Origin of the sequence: Rhizobium sp. CB3090 (assembly GCF_029714285.1) — a bacterium.
In the GTDB taxonomy this organism is placed as follows: domain Bacteria; phylum Pseudomonadota; class Alphaproteobacteria; order Rhizobiales; family Rhizobiaceae; genus Rhizobium.
The window spans coordinates 2,675,135-2,689,248 of the sequence record NZ_CP121662.1 but is presented as its reverse complement, the minus strand read 5'-3'; the positions used below and the strand labels follow the sequence as shown (position 1 = coordinate 2,689,248).

The window sequence follows — 14,114 nt, the reverse complement described above, 5'->3', positions numbered from 1 at the left end:
CATAAGGCGCATGGCGATCTCCGTGAGTCATTCCTTGCGCTTCATGATTTCGATCATTCGTCAGGCTTCCGCTCTGTCGCGCGGCTTCTCATGGGCCGAACCATGCCCCGCGCTGTTGTGCTTGTTGTAGCGGATCGACGACAGGAGCGAGATGCCGATCAAAGCCGCACCGCCGAGACCGGTGATGACTTCGGGGATATGCATGAGCGTTTGGACATACATGATCACCGAGAGAATCAGGATGGCGTAGAAAGCGCCATGTTCCAGATAGCGATAATGGGCGAGCGTGCCTTTTTCCACGAGCATGATCGTCATCGAGCGCACATACATGGCGCCGATACCGAGACCGATAGCGATGATGAACAGGTTCTGCGTGAGCGCAAAAGCGCCGATGACGCCGTCGAAGGAGAAGCTGGCATCGAGGATTTCCAGATAGAGGAAAGCTCCGAGGCCACCCCTGGCAGCAGCGCTCATCGACTTTTGCGAGGCATCCAGGAAGCCGCTGAGGACCTCCACCAGAAGAAAGGTCAGGAGACCGTAGACGGAGGCATAGAGGAATGTGGTCGCGTCCTCGCCATCGAGCAGCGAGGTGAAGATCAGAACGAGAATCAGCACGAAGGCGATCTCGATGCCCTTGATGGTGGCGAAATGCGCCATCGCCTTTTCGACGAAGGCGATCCAGTGCACATCCTTCTCGCGATCGAAGAAATAGGTGAGGCCGACCATCATCAGGAAGGTGCCGCCGAACGCGGCAATGGGCAGATGTGCGCCATGCATGATCGCGGCATACTGATCCGGTTCCGCCGCCGCGAGCTTCAAAGCTTCCCAGGGATTGATTTCGGCGGCAATGGCGACGATCGCCAGCGGAAAGACGATGCGCATGCCGAAAACCGCGATGACGATGCCCCAGGTCAGGAAGCGATGCTGCCAGACCGGCGTCATCTCTTTCAGCTTGTTGGCATTGACAATGGCGTTGTCGAACGAAAGCGATATCTCGAGCACAGCCAGCACCAGGCAGATGAAAAAGGCCGTCGCCAGGCCGCCGAAGGTGCCGCTCATATTCCAGCCGAGCAGTCCGCCCAAGGCGAGACCGGCGATGGTGACGATGAAAGCCCAGCCGAAATAGCCGAGCATGGATTTGGAGGAAGAGGACGTCATGGACGCACCTCCTCAAAAGCGGAGAAAATGTATCCGGACTCGAGGCATAGCCACATGCCGGAGACGGCATGCGTGCGAGGCATGGTCAGAGTATTCATGAAAGAAATCCGCCGGCTCATCTGCAGGCGGTACCGACATCGCGAGAGCGCCGTTAAAACTCTCGCCAGAGGGGCCCGGCACCAAAGTTCAATCCGCAGCCGATGTCAGAAGGCGCGGAGATGCCACCATTAGTTAGTGAAATTGCGGCGCCCGTCAAGAGCCGCGCTCGCTTCGATGCGCCACCTTCGCCGGGACAGGAATTTCAGGAACCAAACGGGAAAGAGGCGCGTTTGGCCATCAGGCGGGCAGGGCGATGTCCGTTGCAAGGCAGATCCCGGAAGGGGTTTGATTGTCGGATAGAGAGCAGCGGACAAGGAGGACCTCTCATGAGCCCCCATCCCATTCATCATAGACCAAAAGAAAAGAAGCAGGACGCGCCCCGGCAGAAACGGACGCGTTCGAACGTCCTGCGTCAGGCGCAGGTATTGCCGCCGCATAATGTCGACCTGACGTTGCAGCCAGCGACGCATGAGGATGTTCACGTGCCGGCTCATGTCAGCGGCGCGGACCTGTCGCGAGAGGCACCTGGCGATGCCAATCACGGCGGGAAAAACAAAGGCCGCTCAAAAAAATAAAGCTGGAAGCAGGACGCTTTTTCTGAGGCTGCTGGGCCTTTGGCCCTAGCAGGCGAAGCTTTGCCTATTTGCCGCTTGGCGGCTTATTACTGCGTGGCGGCTTGCCATTCGACAGGAAGCTGCCGGTGAAGCTCAGCTCCGTCGATTTCGCGGTGCATTCGATGGAGACGGGTTTGCCCGAATAAGGATTGGCGAAGGTGCAGGTGCCCTTGGCCCCGACCTGGCCGGTCATCTTGTTGCCGGCGCCTGTGGAGATGACCTCGATCGGCAATTGCGCGGTGCCCTTCTTCGAGCCGGGTTTGATTCCGCGGCCATCGCCCTGGAAGCCAAGCATCTTGCCGCCGGATGAAAAGATGAACGTTACCGAGCCGTCCGGTCCCGTCACGCTGGCGATCTCACCCTTGCAGCCTTTTGAGGCATCGAGCTTGCCGACGACGAGCTTGGAGCACGTGCCGCTGACCACCACCGCACCGGGCGCCGGAAAATTCTGTGCGGCGGCGTCAGCCGCAACGGTCATCACTGTCAATCCAATAGCAAGGCCTGCGAATCGCATGAATGGAGTCCTTTCAAAGCCTGCGCAGGTTTGCCGATGGAAATGTGGCAGTCAATCCCGCAGTGCCGGTGCGCCGGCGCGGGCGGGCGCTCGTCACTCCGGAACGAGGGTGCCGATCAGTTGCAGCAGAGCATTTTGCCGGTTGCCGCCGCCGGCCAGGAATTCGTAGAGCGTCATCTTTTTTTCGCTGCCGCCATCGACGAGATAATCGGATTGGCGGATGACGAAGACCTCGCCGCTGTCGGTGTCCCGGGCGAGGTGAAACATATATTCGTCGCCGTTGGGCTTATGGTTCTTGTAGAACTGCTTCTTCACGACCGCCATTCTCGTCCTCCCGTACGATCAATGCTTTAGCATGACAGTAGTGTGACAGAGCGATCGGAAGTCAAGCGGCTTGTGGCGGAAGTTTTGCTCACCCCTCCGGCGGTGACGTGTTCGAGCGCCGAACATCAGCATGTGATTGGATATCAACAAAAAGACCATTATCCTCAACCCGTGCGATCGAAAATCGATACGCCACGAGCGAGAGGTCAAAGCAAATGAGAATGATGTTAGCGTTAGGGGCCATCCTAAGCCTCGCTTGCGTCTCTGCAGGCGAAGCGCCCTCGAACTACCAGTCATACCAGGGTATCCGCGCCGATAGCGATCCCGTGCTTTTAGCGAGATACGACAGGGCTCTGCGCTGTTGCGAACCGGAGGCCTCTTCCTGGTACCGGGGCTCGCCCGATCCCAACAGCAGCATGTACATCCTAGCATTGAGAGCGTGCCTGTATCGACACAGCTTCGTAGACCGCGGCGCCTACGCCTATCCGACGTCGGCCGTATTCCAGCACTTCCTGGATCGCTGAACGCTCGCGAATCATCCTCGCACCGGAAGCGCCTTTTCCGAAGCCGGGGAGGGCGCTTTTCTCGTTTGGGGATGGAGTGATTCGGTAAGCCGACCATGAAAAAAGGCCTCTCGATTTCTCGAAAGGCCTTTTTTCAGAAACTGGATGGTGGGCGTGACAAGGATCGAACTTGTGACCCCTACGATGTCAACGTAGTGCTCTCCCGCTGAGCTACACGCCCATCCGATGGCGGCGCATAGATCACAAAACCTTGGTGGCCGTCAATAGGCTTTTTTCGGTTTTGTGACGTTGCCGCCGGAAGCCTTAGGCGGCAAGGAGTTTGTTCACTTCGTCGACCAGCTCGCGCAGGTGGAAAGGCTTGGAAAGCACCTTGGCATCCTTCGGCGCTTTCGAATCGGGGTTCAGTGCGACGGCGGCGAAGCCGGTGATGAACATCACCTTCAGGTCGGGATCGAGCTCGGTGGCGCGGCGCGCCAGTTCGATGCCATCCATCTCCGGCATGACGATGTCGGTAAGCAGCAGCGAAAAGGGCTCCTCGCGCAGCCGGTCATAGGCGCTTGCTCCGTTGTCAAAGGACAAGACCTTGTAGCCGGCCTTTTCCAGCGCCTTCACAAGGAAGCGACGCATGTCGTTGTCATCTTCGGCAAGGAGTATCTTCTGGGTCATCATCTGTTCGCTAATTAACTTTTGTCGTGTTGGACTTGTCCAGCGTCCAACTTAGTCGTTGGCCGTAAACAAGCGGTGAATGGTCGGTCAGGACAAAGCCGTTCTGTTCGTCCGTTGCAGCACAAATGCACCTGAGGACCGCTTCGCTGTCTTAAGGATCGTGCTTTCGGACATTTCGGTCACGGCCCTTTGTATAAGGCCATTTTGCTTAAGTTAGTATGGACTTGCGGGCGAGCAACTGGCAACATGGATGCTGCGACAAGTTGTTGACATGGTAAAGACGTTGATGTCCGCAGAGATGCGTAATTTCGAGATTTTCGAGGTATCGGAGCCCGTCTCTCAGACAATTCCCTTTGTCTACAGCTCGCCCCATAGCGGCCGCATCTATCCACCGGAATTCATCGCCCAGTCCCGCTTGCAAGGCATCGCCATCCGCCGCTCGGAAGACCATTACGTCGATGAGCTGTTTTCGGCGGCAAGCGTTCTCGGGGCACCGCTGCTGCTCGCCAATTTCCCGCGCGCCTATATCGACGTCAACCGTGAGCCTTATGAGCTCGATCCGCGTATGTTCGACGGCGTGCTGCCGCCCTACGCCAATATCAATTCGCTGCGAGTCGCCGGCGGTTTGGGCACCATTCCGCGTATCGTCGCCGAAAACATGGAGATCTACGCCCGTCGGGTGCCGGTCGAGGATGCGCTCAATCGTATTGAAACGATCTACAAACCCTATCATGCGACGCTGCGCCGGCTGATTGCCCGCACGCATGTCAAATTCGGCTTCGGCGTCCTCGTCGACTGCCATTCCATGCCGGGCAATATCCGTATTGCCGGCAGCAACATGCATCCCGATTTCATCCTTGGCGACCGTTACGGGAGCAGCGCTTCGGCGGATCTGTCGCGCGCCGCCATGCAGATCCTCGACGAACTCGGCTTCAACGCCGTGCGCAACAAACCCTATGCGGGCGGCTTCATCACCGAGCACTACGGCCGCCCCTCCCGCGGGCTTCATGCTTTGCAGATCGAGGTCAACCGCTCGCTCTATGTCGATGAAACGACGCTGGAGAAGCGGTCGGATTTCGGTGCCGTCGCCGCTGCCATCACCCTGTTCATGAAGCGAATGGCCGAGCACGTGGAATCCTATGCCGGCGATCCGGCTTTGGCGGCGGAGTAGGGGGTATCTCGCCGCCCCTTCGACGAGCTCAGGAGGGCGAGATCATCTCGGCGCCCGCGGCATCTTTCCGATGAAACAAATAGCCTGGACAAAAAAAGAACCGCGCTTGTGGCGCGGCTAAGTCTAGGGAGGAAACACCCAAGGAGGGTATTTACAGTCAGAAGACTGTAGGGAGATGTTGCTATTGCATTGCACAAATGTCAAGCAAATTATTGCGGTGCAAAATATTTAGGCAATCACCGGATTTCTGCCTCCTCTCCGGGCAAGCCGCCTCTCGCATCGCATTTGGTTTGCTTCGCCGAGTTTATGCGCTATGACTTCGCCGCCCCGTCATTTATCCGGATTGACCATGCTTCCTGATCGCGCCTTTTTCTATCGTCTGGCCGAGGCGGCCAAGGCCGAGACCCTGCCGCGCTTTCGCGCCGGCGTTGATGTGGTCAACAAGGAGGCTCAGGGCTTCGATCCGGTGACCGAGGGCGACCGCGCTGCCGAAGAGGCGATTCGCGCCTTGATCGAGACGGAGTTTCCCGACCACGGCATACTGGGCGAAGAGCACGGCAATGTCGGTCTCGACCGCGAGCATGTCTGGGTGATCGATCCGATCGACGGCACCCGCGCCTTCATTTCTGGCGTTCCCGTCTGGGGAACACTGATCGGCCTGCAGAAAAACGGCCGCGCCATCATGGGCATGATCGACCAGCCGTTTACCGGCGAGCGCTATTTCGCTGACGGTAACGGCTCGACCTATTCCGGTCCGGACGGCGAAAAGCGGCTGCAGGTTCGCGATTGCGGCAGCCTGTCGAACGCCATTCTCTTCACCACCTCGCCGCATCTTTTCGCCGGTGAGGAGTTGGCGAAGTACCGCGAGATCGAGAGCCAGGTGCGGCTGTTCCGCTATGGCACGGATTGCTATGCCTATGCGCTGCTCGCCGCCGGTCACGTCGATCTCGTGATCGAAAATTCGCTGAAACCGTACGATGTCGGCGGCATCATCCCCGTCATCGAACAGGCGGGCGGTATCATCACCACCTGGGAGGGCGGCCGGCCGGAAATGGGCGGCACGATCATCGCTGCCGGCAGCCGCGCTGTTTATGATCAGGCAAGGGCGATCCTGTCGCGCTAGCCAGTCCATCAAGCATCCGAAAAGCGTCGAATATTTTCGTTACGCGTGCTTCGAGATCGCACTCTAAAGCTCGTCGCGATCTTTCAGATTCGCTCCTACGAGCTTTGTTTTTGCATGTCGTTTTCGCAAAACCGCTGCACATTTTTGCGCGACATGCATTAAATCCCGACTCCCGCCATATCCGTATTCGCCTCGGCATCGCTGCCGGGGATGAAGGCGTTGATGGCGGCGAGTGCGGCGTTGCGATAGACGTCCCGCTCCTGAAGAATCTCATGTTTCGCGCCGTGGACGGGCACGAACTGAGCTGCGCGGAAATAGCGCGACAATCGTTCCTGGTCGGCATAGGGCACGACGCCGTCGCGGGTCGGCGCGATCAGCACTGTCGGGATGGGAATGGAGAAGAGATGATCGGGCGTATTGACGCGATCGATCGTGCGAAATGCTTCCAGCAGCCAGCGCGTCGTCGGCGGCCCGAGGGTGAGCTGCGGATAGGCCGTTGCTATGGCGATGTTGCGCCGATAACGGCGTTCGTCCGTGGTCAGCGGGTTTTCCGGGAAGGGTTTTTCCTTGATTCTTTTGCTGAATTGCATTCGGCCAAGGCCAAGCGCGCAGACCGTGCCGGAGAGAAAGCGGACAAGACCGGGCGATACGTCCAGGCCTGTGAGCCCGACAAAGGGCGCCGACAGCACCATGCGCTCGATCCGGCTCGCAAGCCGCGGCGCCGCTGACAGTGCGATCAGCGCACCGGTCGAGTGCGCCAGCAGGAAGAACGGCAGGCGCGTATCCGGCAGTACGATCTTGTCGAGGAAAGCGGTCAGGTCGCGCTCATAATCGGAAAAGCGTCGGACATGTCCACGCAGCGGGTCCTTCAACAGCCGCTCGGAGTCGCCCTGGCCGCGCAGATCGAAGGTTGCGACCCACAGCCCCTTGGCGGTCAGATCGCGGATCGTCTCGAAATATTTCTCGATGAACTCATTGCGGCCCTGCAGCAGAACCACGGTGCCCTTGGCGACCGGCTGTTCGCAGCGGAAGACGGCATAGCGCAGCCTGCGCCCGTCAAATGTCTCGAAGAACCCTTCGGTGCGGTTTTCCGGCACCGGATTGTCTGGTGTGGAATAGAGGATCGAATCCATGACGATGTCGCGCCCCGCTGAAGGGATGTCCTCCTTAAGGGGATAGCGCAGGCGTAGGGAATTGCAACTGGTTTGTTGGCGGGTCGGTCCATCAAGCCTTTGGTGTCTCACCGCGTCGTTCGAGCGCGGTTTTGCGGATGATCTCCGCGATCTCCGGGCTACTGCTGGACAGCATCTGAAAATCCGCCGAATAAAGCGAGAGTAGTGAGACCTCGGTGGCGGCGCTGACGGTCGCGGAGCGAGGTTCGCCGCTGATCAGCGCCATCTCGCCGAAGAAACTGCCGGAGCCAAGCTCCACCGGATGCGGTGTCGCGACGGTGACGCGGCCTTCAACGATGAAGAACATCTGGTCGCCCGTGTCACCCTTGCGGCAGATGACGGAACCGGCCGGGACGATGCGCGGCCGCAGCGCCCGTACGATCTCGATGAGTGCGGCAGAGCCAAGCTTCTGGAACAGCGGCACGGCCGCAACCAATTGCCAATTGCGCACGAAGTCCTGACGGCGAACCTCTTCGTAGAAGCCGGTGGCGAGGATGCCGGCCCAAAGGGCAAAGATGCCGATTCCGCTCATCATGACCAGCCCGGCAAGAATGCGGCCGGCGAAGCTTTGCGGAATCTCGTCACCATAGCCGGTGGTCGACAGCGTAACCACCGCCCACCACATCGCCAGGGGAATGCTGCCGAACTTGTCAGGCTGGACGTTGCGCTCGATGAGATAGGCTGCGAGCGCCGCGGCGAACAGAACGATGCCGAAGATCGAAGTCACGCCGAGCAGATTCCGTGCCTCTTTGCTCAGGACCCTGCCCAGCAGGCGAAAGAAGGTCGAACCGCGCAGCGGCTTCAAAAGCCAGATCGCACAATAAAGACTTTGGTCGCGCCCGCCGATAAACAGGAACGCAGCCATCGGTATCAGAACGGCGAGCACATCGACGGCGATTTCCGGCACTCTGTCGCGAACGGCTCTTGTCCGATGCACGATCAGCGTTTCGATCAGTTGCAGGACGTAGGCAGCCCAGATGCCGGCAAGCAGGATTTCCAGAATGAACCTGGTCTGTCCGGTTATCTCCGGCGTCGTGAGGGCAGCCACGGTCAAAAGACCGATGGCAACGAGCAGCGCGTTAAGCGGCTCAGAAATCTTCGAGAAAGGCAGTGCCGACATTCAATACCCCAGGTGGGCAACCACTCTTCTAGAATAGGATGGCTTCGATCCAAACGTAAAGGGCTGGCCGGACATGCACAGCAACCAAGTCCTGGCCGAGTGAAATTTGTGGCTGCCTTCTGTCGCCCGGCATCCACGTCTAAGGCCGTTATCGCTGCCCGACATCCAGCGGAAAACCCTTGAAAGGCTTGATTTCCTTCAGCACGAAGGTTGTCTGCATCTCCTTGATGCGCGGCAATCGGCGCACCACGGCCATAGCGAAATCCGCGTAGCTGTCGAGGTCTGTAGCAACGACCTGCAACAGGAAATCCGCGTCTCCGGCGATACTGTAACACGCCACGACTTCGCTCAGCTTCAGCACGTCGCGCGAGAATTCCTCGGCCTCGGCCTCGCTGTGGCTGTCGATCTTCACCCTGACGAAGGCGAGGACGCCAAGGCCGATCTGGCGCCTGTCCAGGGTGGCGGCATAGCCTTGAATCACGCCTGTTTCCTCCAACTGTCGCACGCGCCGCCAACACGGCGACGTCGAGAGCCCGACTTCGGAGGAAAGCGCCTGATTCGTCAGCCGCCCGTCCTTCTGAAGCGCTCCGAGGATTCGCAAATCGATGGGTTCAAGGGTGTCGGGCATATTCAACCTTACGTTCAGAAAAATCTGGTAGGACTTACCATAAAAGCGTCATAAGCGGCAATGAAAGGCAAGATTTCCCCTGATATCGGAGATATCTTCTGAGCGCATAGTCTCAACAGCAGTAGGTCTCCATGCTTCCCGATATCCGTCTCGCCATCGTCGTCAATCCCGCACTCCCGCTTGGGCTGATCGCCAATACCGTTGGCGCGATCTCGATCGGGTTGGGTGCGAGGTTTCCCACGCTTGCGGCGCAGCATTTGATTGACAGGGAGGGACGCATCATCGACATCAGTTCGAACATGCCCGTTCCGGTGCTGCAGGCGGATGCGGAGACAATCACATCCCTATTGCTGAAGGCCTTGCCGGGGCAGGACGACCGCGCGGTCGTTCCTTTTCCCGCTTTCGCTCGCTCGCTGCACGACTATAGGGAGTATGAGGCGACGTTTCCGGATCGCGATCTCGCCGGTGAGACGGTTGACGGCTTGGGAATAGCAGGGCCTTCGAAATGGGTGAAATCGCTGACCGGCTCGCTGAAATTGCTGCGCTAGCGACTAAAAAGAAAAAAGACCGGCTTGCGGAGATAGAGAGTTCCGCGTCGCCGGCCTAGCAAGGACTGAAGAAGAAGGGACGATACACTTCAGTCATCGGACAGTGAATGTATCCGATGACGTCATTGGTAGTCCCCGCAGCCTGAACGAGCGCCGAACCGGTCGTTCATCTGCGGTTCACCCGGCATTGTTCTTGAAATTCGAGAGATGGCGTCAGGGGTCTTGAACTGCCGAAAAGCGATCACCATCTCCATTCTGCGGGTGCCAAACGGGCTCGCGAACCGCCCCGAGGCCGCCCAGAGCGGGGTCAATGGGGCAAAACTGAATCGCAATCGTCGCTCACAGGAGGACAACATGCGTCACGTAGATTTCTCTCCCCTTTACCGTTCCACCGTCGGTTTCGACCGTCTTTTCCCCATGCTCGACAGCCTTACGCAGCCGGATCAGGCGCAGGCCTATCCGCCCTACAACATCGAGCGCACCGGTGAGAACACCTATCGCATCACCATGGCCGTTGCCGGTTTCGATGAAAAGGAACTGAGCATTGAGGCTCGCGCCCATGTTCTCCACGTCAAGGGTGAAAAGAGTGAGCAGCCGGCCGAGGCCAGCGAATATCTCTATCGCGGTATCGCCAAGCGCGCCTTCGAACGCCGCTTCCAGCTTGCCGATCATGTCGAGGTCCAGGCGGCTTCGCTGAAGAATGGTCTGCTGCACATCGATCTGTTGCGCAACATTCCCGAAGCCATGAAGCCCCGCCGTATCTCCATAACCGCCGAGCCGGTCGAGACCCCGAAGGCAATCGAGGCCCATATCAACTAACGGGCTTCAACCCATAGCCAGAAGACCGATCCTCCCAGATCACAAAAGCAAGGCGGCGCTCCGTTGGGGCGCCGCCTTTCGTATGGGCAATAGTCGGAGCGACCGTTACGCTGCATTCGAGGCTCCGTTCGGTTTCGGCGCGCCTCCCGTCTCTGCTTCGGCCTTGGCCGCTTCGCGCCTTTTGGCGGCATCCGCATATTTCTGGGCGATGACGGCACAGGCCATGAGCTGGATCTGGTGGAACAGCATCAGTGGCAGGACGATGGCGCCGATCCCCTGGCCGGCGAAGATGACGTTGGCCATCGGGACGCCGCTTGCAAGCGACTTCTTCGAACCGCAGAAGGTGATGGTGATCTCGTCGGCACGAGAGAAGCCGAGTGCACGGCTGCCGAACATGGTGATGCAGAGCACCAGTGCCAGCAGCACGATGTTGGCGACGATGACGGTGGCGATATCGACCAACGAGAAGGTGTGCCACAATCCCTCGACGACGGCCTCGCTGAAGGCCGAATAGACGACCATCAGGATCGAGCCCCGGTCGACCGGCATCAGGATGGTCTTCTTCGAACGTATCCAATTGCCGATCCACGGCTGCAGGATCTGGCCGGCGATGAAGGGCGCAAGCAGTTGCAGCATGATCTGCTCCAGCACGTCCCAGGAGAATCCACCGCCATGGCCGCCGACCGAGAAGAGCACACCGACGAGCAGGGGCGTCAGGAACATGCCGAAGATGTTGGAGGCCGACGCGGCGCAGATCGCGGCCGGCACATTGCCGCCGGCAATCGAGGTGAAGGCGATCGAGGACTGCACCGTCGAGGGCAGCACGCTGAGGAATAGGATGCCCGTGTAAAGCGCCTGCGGCAGGATGGTCGGCACCAGCACGCCCATGGCGAGAGCCAGGAGCGGGAAAATGCCGAAGGTGGCCAGCAGTATGATCAAATGCAGCCGCCAATGCAGGAGGCCGGCGATGACGACATCCCGCGACAGGCGCGCGCCGTGCAGGAAGAACAGCAGGCCGATGGCAAAATTGGTGGCGATGCCGAAGTAATGGGCGCTCGTCCCCTGCACCGGGAAGAAGGATGCCGCGAGCACGGTGAGCACCAGCAGGGTGGTGAAAGTGTCTGGAAGAAAGCGGCGCATCGTGCCAACCCCAATAGCAATTTCATAAGATTAGTTCTTGCACATAGACCTATCGTGATCCACGATGCAAGGAATAACAGTTATCGTGATTCAGGATGAATTCCATGCTTGATCTCACGCAATTGCGCAGTTTCGTCGCCGTCGAGCAGATGGGCAGTTTCACACTCGCGGCCGAACGGCTCGGCCTCGGCCAGTCCACGGTCAGCCAACATATCCAGCGGCTGGAGACCACGCTCGGCCGCAAGCTTCTGGCGCGCGACACGCATCGGGTGGTGTTGACGGGCGACGGCGAGGCGCTGCTCGGCCATGCCCGGCAGATGCTGTCGATCGAGGGGGAGGTGCAGCAGCTCTTTGCCGGCAACAGCCTACGGGGCAATCTGCGGCTCGGCGTCTCGGAGGATTTCGTTACCAGCCGGTTGCCGGATGTGCTGGAGGAATTTGTTCGCTCGCATCCCTCCGTCGATCTCGAATTGACGGTCGCCCTCAGCGGCACGCTCTATGAGATGCAGGACAATGGCGACCTCGACCTCGTTCTTGCCAAACGTCGTCTCGGCGACGCCAGAGGAAAGCTCGTCTATCGCGAGCCGCTGGTCTGGCTGGCGCGTGATCCGGATCGCATTCGAAAGCTTGCGGCGCCTTTGCCGTTGATCGCCTTTCCCCCTCCCAGCATTACCCGCGCAGCCGCCCTTGAAGCGCTGCGTCGTCAGCAGGTGCCCTGGCGCATCGTCTGTACCTGCGGCAGCCTCAGCGGCTTGACCGCGGCGGCGCGGGCCGGCATGGGCGTCCTCGTTCAGCCCCGCAGCATGGTACCGACGGGGCTATCGGAAATTGCGCCTGGCTGGCTGCCGGCATTGGAGGATGTCGAATTCGTGTTGGTGCCGCGCAAGGGAGCGGATCAGTTGCTGGTCAGTGCCTTGTCGGAGGATATTCTGTCGAAGGTGCGGGGACTGAGATCTGCTGCCTGACGTATGTGAGCCGCCGCATCCTAATCTTGAAATTCATTTTGAATCATCGGGATAAGGTCGAAGGGCTCATTGAAATCCCTTTGCTGGCTGCCGTCTCTCCTTTTGCGTGTCTTGCCCTCTTGATTCACCCATTCAGGTTCGCGTCAGCTTTCGTTAGTATTGTCGAAGTAACTGAACGAGCTGAGTCGAGGAAAATCAGCCCGATGAAATATGGTGCGATGTTTATCTGCGGACTGGTCGCCTGCGTGATGGCGATGACGGTCATAACCCGCCACATGCCCGGCCAACCCGGCCAAGGCGTTTCACACTCCGCGCTATTCGTGCACCCAAGTCAGAATTGACCTCCAAATGAGGTGCTGAGCGCCGCGTGCGCCCCGATGGGACAGCTACGGCGCTCCTTTTTACCCAAAAATCAGGCGAGGCAAGCCAGGAAGCCGGTGACATCGTCGTCGGTCGTGGCGAAGCTGGTGACGAGGCGGATCAGAGTCTCGTCCCTTTTCACCAGTCCGGGCTGCGATTCCGGGATCGGCCATTCGTAGAACTTTGCACCCTTGTCCTCGGCGGTCTTGGCGGCCGATTTCGAAATGATCGCAAAGACTTCGTTCGAAGCCGTAGGCCAGGCGAGGCGTGCGGTGGCGGCCTGTTCGATGCCGGAGCGAAGACGATCGGCCATGCGGTTGGAATGGCGGGCAAGGTCGAGCCAGAGACCGCCCTCGAAGTAGCCGTCGAACTGGGCGGCGATGAAACGTGACTTGGAGAAAAGCTGGGCGGCGCGTTTTCGGACGAAATGCATCTCCTTCGCCTGCGCCGGATTGAAAAAGACGATTGCTTCTGCGCACCAGCAGCCGTTCTTGGTGCCGCCGAAGGAAAGTATGTCGACCCCACGCTTCCAGGTCATTTCCGCCGGGTTGACGCCAAGCGCGACCAGCGCATTGGCGAAACGGGCGCCATCCATATGCAGCGGCAGGCCGTTCGCTTTGCAGACGGAAGCGATGGCGTCAATTTCAGCGAGCGAATAGACCGTGCCGATCTCCGTCGCCTGGGTGATGGTCACTGCGGCGGCCCGGCCGTGATGGAGGGCGTCCTGCGGGAAGCGGGCGATCTTGGTGGCAAGTGCTTTCACATCGATTTTGCCGGCTGCACCCTCGACCGTCGCCAGCCGCGCTCCGCTGAAGAAATCCGGCGCCCCGCATTCGTCCTCGGCCACATGCGCCTCCGCGTGGCAGAAGCTGATGCCACCTGGCTTCTGGACACTCGCGAGCGACAGCGAATTGGCGGCGGTGCCGGTCGCGACGAAGAAGACGGCGACATCACGCTCGAAGATCTCGGCGAACTTGGCTTCAATCTTCCGATCGAGATCGCTGGTGCCGTAGGCTGCGGCAAAACCGCCGGATTCGGCGAGAAGACGCTGGGCGATCTTGGGATGGGCGCCGGCCCAATTATCGGAAGCAAAGAACATGGATATGCACCAATTGAATCAACGGGATTGCGGGGAGGGTTAGCAGGTTCGCCGGACATTAATCCAATGT

16 protein-coding genes and 1 tRNA gene are annotated in these 14,114 nt (G+C 59.3%); 7 read left to right on the top strand and 10 right to left on the bottom strand.

The features are described from left to right. Window positions 1-60: 60 nt before the first annotated feature. Window positions 61-1,158: a DUF475 domain-containing protein gene (locus QA646_RS13010; protein ID WP_283055853.1), complete on the bottom strand. Its 1,098-nt coding sequence runs from the start codon at window positions 1,156-1,158 to the stop codon at window positions 61-63. A 425-nt stretch (window positions 1,159-1,583) separates the two neighbouring features. Here QA646_RS13010 and QA646_RS13005 point away from each other — a divergent pair, with 425 nt between their 5' ends. Then, entirely contained in the window at window positions 1,584-1,832 is a 249-nt protein-coding gene (locus QA646_RS13005; RefSeq protein WP_283055852.1) for a hypothetical protein, read from the top strand. Between the two features lie 64 nt (window positions 1,833-1,896). On the opposite strand, the gene QA646_RS13000 is transcribed toward QA646_RS13005, so the two are convergent. Beyond that, a complete protein-coding gene (locus QA646_RS13000) occupies window positions 1,897-2,385 on the bottom strand; it encodes a hypothetical protein (protein ID WP_283055851.1) in 489 nt (162 codons plus the stop codon). Window positions 2,386-2,478: 93 nt separating this feature from the next. After that, on the bottom strand, window positions 2,479-2,709 hold the full coding sequence (locus QA646_RS12995) for a hypothetical protein (RefSeq protein WP_107109206.1): 231 nt from the start codon (window positions 2,707-2,709) through the stop codon (window positions 2,479-2,481). 215 nt (window positions 2,710-2,924) lie between these two features. Here QA646_RS12995 and QA646_RS12990 point away from each other — a divergent pair, with 215 nt between their 5' ends. Continuing rightward, the gene (locus tag QA646_RS12990) at window positions 2,925-3,233 is read left to right on the top strand and encodes a hypothetical protein (RefSeq protein ID WP_283055850.1); all 309 of its coding nucleotides are present in this window, start codon (window positions 2,925-2,927) and stop codon (window positions 3,231-3,233) included. Between the two features lie 145 nt (window positions 3,234-3,378). Here the strand turns inward: QA646_RS12990 and QA646_RS12985 are convergent. Both QA646_RS12985 and cpdR1 read right to left on the bottom strand, forming a co-directional pair. Next, window positions 3,379-3,453, bottom strand: a tRNA-Val gene (locus QA646_RS12985). An 83-nt stretch (window positions 3,454-3,536) separates the two neighbouring features. Then, window positions 3,537-3,899, bottom strand: coding sequence for a response regulator CpdR1 (gene cpdR1 / locus QA646_RS12980; protein WP_004117561.1), 363 nt, complete (start codon window positions 3,897-3,899; stop codon window positions 3,537-3,539). Window positions 3,900-4,185: 286 nt separating this feature from the next. Here cpdR1 and QA646_RS12975 point away from each other — a divergent pair, with 286 nt between their 5' ends. Together QA646_RS12975 and hisN are read left to right on the top strand one after the other, a co-directional pair. Next, window positions 4,186-5,070 carry an N-formylglutamate amidohydrolase gene (locus QA646_RS12975; protein WP_283055849.1) on the top strand — a complete coding sequence of 295 codons (885 nt, stop codon included), beginning with the start codon at window positions 4,186-4,188 and terminating at the stop codon, window positions 5,068-5,070. 349 nt (window positions 5,071-5,419) lie between these two features. Further along, entirely contained in the window at window positions 5,420-6,193 is a 774-nt protein-coding gene (hisN, locus tag QA646_RS12970; RefSeq protein WP_283055848.1) for a histidinol-phosphatase, read from the top strand. A gap of 158 nt (window positions 6,194-6,351) precedes the next feature. On the opposite strand, the gene QA646_RS12965 is transcribed toward hisN, so the two are convergent. The 3 genes from QA646_RS12965 to QA646_RS12955 all read right to left on the bottom strand — a co-directional run bounded on the left by QA646_RS12965 (window position 6,352) and on the right by QA646_RS12955 (window position 9,113). Beyond that, window positions 6,352-7,326 carry an alpha/beta hydrolase gene (locus QA646_RS12965; protein ID WP_283055847.1) on the bottom strand — a complete coding sequence of 325 codons (975 nt, stop codon included), beginning with the start codon at window positions 7,324-7,326 and terminating at the stop codon, window positions 6,352-6,354. Between the two features lie 91 nt (window positions 7,327-7,417). Then, window positions 7,418-8,485 (bottom strand): cyclic nucleotide-gated ion channel, encoded by a 1,068-nt coding sequence (locus QA646_RS12960; protein ID WP_283055846.1) that lies wholly within the window; start codon window positions 8,483-8,485, stop codon window positions 7,418-7,420. A 148-nt stretch (window positions 8,486-8,633) separates the two neighbouring features. Next, window positions 8,634-9,113: an Lrp/AsnC family transcriptional regulator gene (locus QA646_RS12955; protein ID WP_283055845.1), complete on the bottom strand. Its 480-nt coding sequence runs from the start codon at window positions 9,111-9,113 to the stop codon at window positions 8,634-8,636. Between the two features lie 131 nt (window positions 9,114-9,244). Between QA646_RS12955 and QA646_RS12950 the strand changes: the two genes are divergently transcribed. Next, on the top strand, window positions 9,245-9,661 hold the full coding sequence (locus tag QA646_RS12950) for a DUF2000 domain-containing protein (protein ID WP_283055844.1): 417 nt from the start codon (window positions 9,245-9,247) through the stop codon (window positions 9,659-9,661). Window positions 9,662-10,015: 354 nt separating this feature from the next. After that, window positions 10,016-10,480, top strand: coding sequence for an Hsp20 family protein (locus QA646_RS12945; RefSeq protein ID WP_283055843.1), 465 nt, complete (start codon window positions 10,016-10,018; stop codon window positions 10,478-10,480). 105 nt (window positions 10,481-10,585) lie between these two features. Here QA646_RS12945 and QA646_RS12940 read toward each other — a convergent pair whose 3' ends face one another. Beyond that, window positions 10,586-11,620, bottom strand: coding sequence for a bile acid:sodium symporter family protein (locus QA646_RS12940; protein WP_283055842.1), 1,035 nt, complete (start codon window positions 11,618-11,620; stop codon window positions 10,586-10,588). 104 nt (window positions 11,621-11,724) lie between these two features. Here QA646_RS12940 and QA646_RS12935 point away from each other — a divergent pair, with 104 nt between their 5' ends. Further along, complete coding sequence (locus QA646_RS12935; RefSeq protein ID WP_283055841.1) at window positions 11,725-12,585, top strand: LysR family transcriptional regulator; 861 nt, start codon at window positions 11,725-11,727, stop codon at window positions 12,583-12,585. A 412-nt stretch (window positions 12,586-12,997) separates the two neighbouring features. Here QA646_RS12935 and QA646_RS12930 read toward each other — a convergent pair whose 3' ends face one another. After that, window positions 12,998-14,044, bottom strand: coding sequence for a low specificity L-threonine aldolase (locus QA646_RS12930; RefSeq protein ID WP_283055840.1), 1,047 nt, complete (start codon window positions 14,042-14,044; stop codon window positions 12,998-13,000). Window positions 14,045-14,114: the final 70 nt, after the last annotated feature.

What these genes read in the sequence shown, in the direction of transcription:
- QA646_RS13010 (WP_283055853.1), bottom strand. Translation starts at nt 1,158, where the DNA reads ATGACGTCCTCTTCCTCCAAATCCATGCTCGGCTATTTCGGCTGGGCT.
- QA646_RS13005 (WP_283055852.1), top strand. Translation starts at nt 1,584, where the DNA reads ATGAGCCCCCATCCCATTCATCATAGACCAAAAGAAAAGAAGCAGGAC.
- QA646_RS13000 (WP_283055851.1), bottom strand. Translation starts at nt 2,385, where the DNA reads ATGCGATTCGCAGGCCTTGCTATTGGATTGACAGTGATGACCGTTGCG.
- QA646_RS12995 (WP_107109206.1), bottom strand. Translation starts at nt 2,709, where the DNA reads ATGGCGGTCGTGAAGAAGCAGTTCTACAAGAACCATAAGCCCAACGGC.
- QA646_RS12990 (WP_283055850.1), top strand. Translation starts at nt 2,925, where the DNA reads ATGAGAATGATGTTAGCGTTAGGGGCCATCCTAAGCCTCGCTTGCGTC.
- cpdR1 (WP_004117561.1), bottom strand. Translation starts at nt 3,899, where the DNA reads ATGACCCAGAAGATACTCCTTGCCGAAGATGACAACGACATGCGTCGC.
- QA646_RS12975 (WP_283055849.1), top strand. Translation starts at nt 4,186, where the DNA reads ATGTCCGCAGAGATGCGTAATTTCGAGATTTTCGAGGTATCGGAGCCC.
- hisN (WP_283055848.1), top strand. Translation starts at nt 5,420, where the DNA reads ATGCTTCCTGATCGCGCCTTTTTCTATCGTCTGGCCGAGGCGGCCAAG.
- QA646_RS12965 (WP_283055847.1), bottom strand. Translation starts at nt 7,326, where the DNA reads ATGGATTCGATCCTCTATTCCACACCAGACAATCCGGTGCCGGAAAAC.
- QA646_RS12960 (WP_283055846.1), bottom strand. Translation starts at nt 8,485, where the DNA reads ATGTCGGCACTGCCTTTCTCGAAGATTTCTGAGCCGCTTAACGCGCTG.
- QA646_RS12955 (WP_283055845.1), bottom strand. Translation starts at nt 9,113, where the DNA reads ATGCCCGACACCCTTGAACCCATCGATTTGCGAATCCTCGGAGCGCTT.
- QA646_RS12950 (WP_283055844.1), top strand. Translation starts at nt 9,245, where the DNA reads ATGCTTCCCGATATCCGTCTCGCCATCGTCGTCAATCCCGCACTCCCG.
- QA646_RS12945 (WP_283055843.1), top strand. Translation starts at nt 10,016, where the DNA reads ATGCGTCACGTAGATTTCTCTCCCCTTTACCGTTCCACCGTCGGTTTC.
- QA646_RS12940 (WP_283055842.1), bottom strand. Translation starts at nt 11,620, where the DNA reads ATGCGCCGCTTTCTTCCAGACACTTTCACCACCCTGCTGGTGCTCACC.
- QA646_RS12935 (WP_283055841.1), top strand. Translation starts at nt 11,725, where the DNA reads ATGCTTGATCTCACGCAATTGCGCAGTTTCGTCGCCGTCGAGCAGATG.
- QA646_RS12930 (WP_283055840.1), bottom strand. Translation starts at nt 14,044, where the DNA reads ATGTTCTTTGCTTCCGATAATTGGGCCGGCGCCCATCCCAAGATCGCC.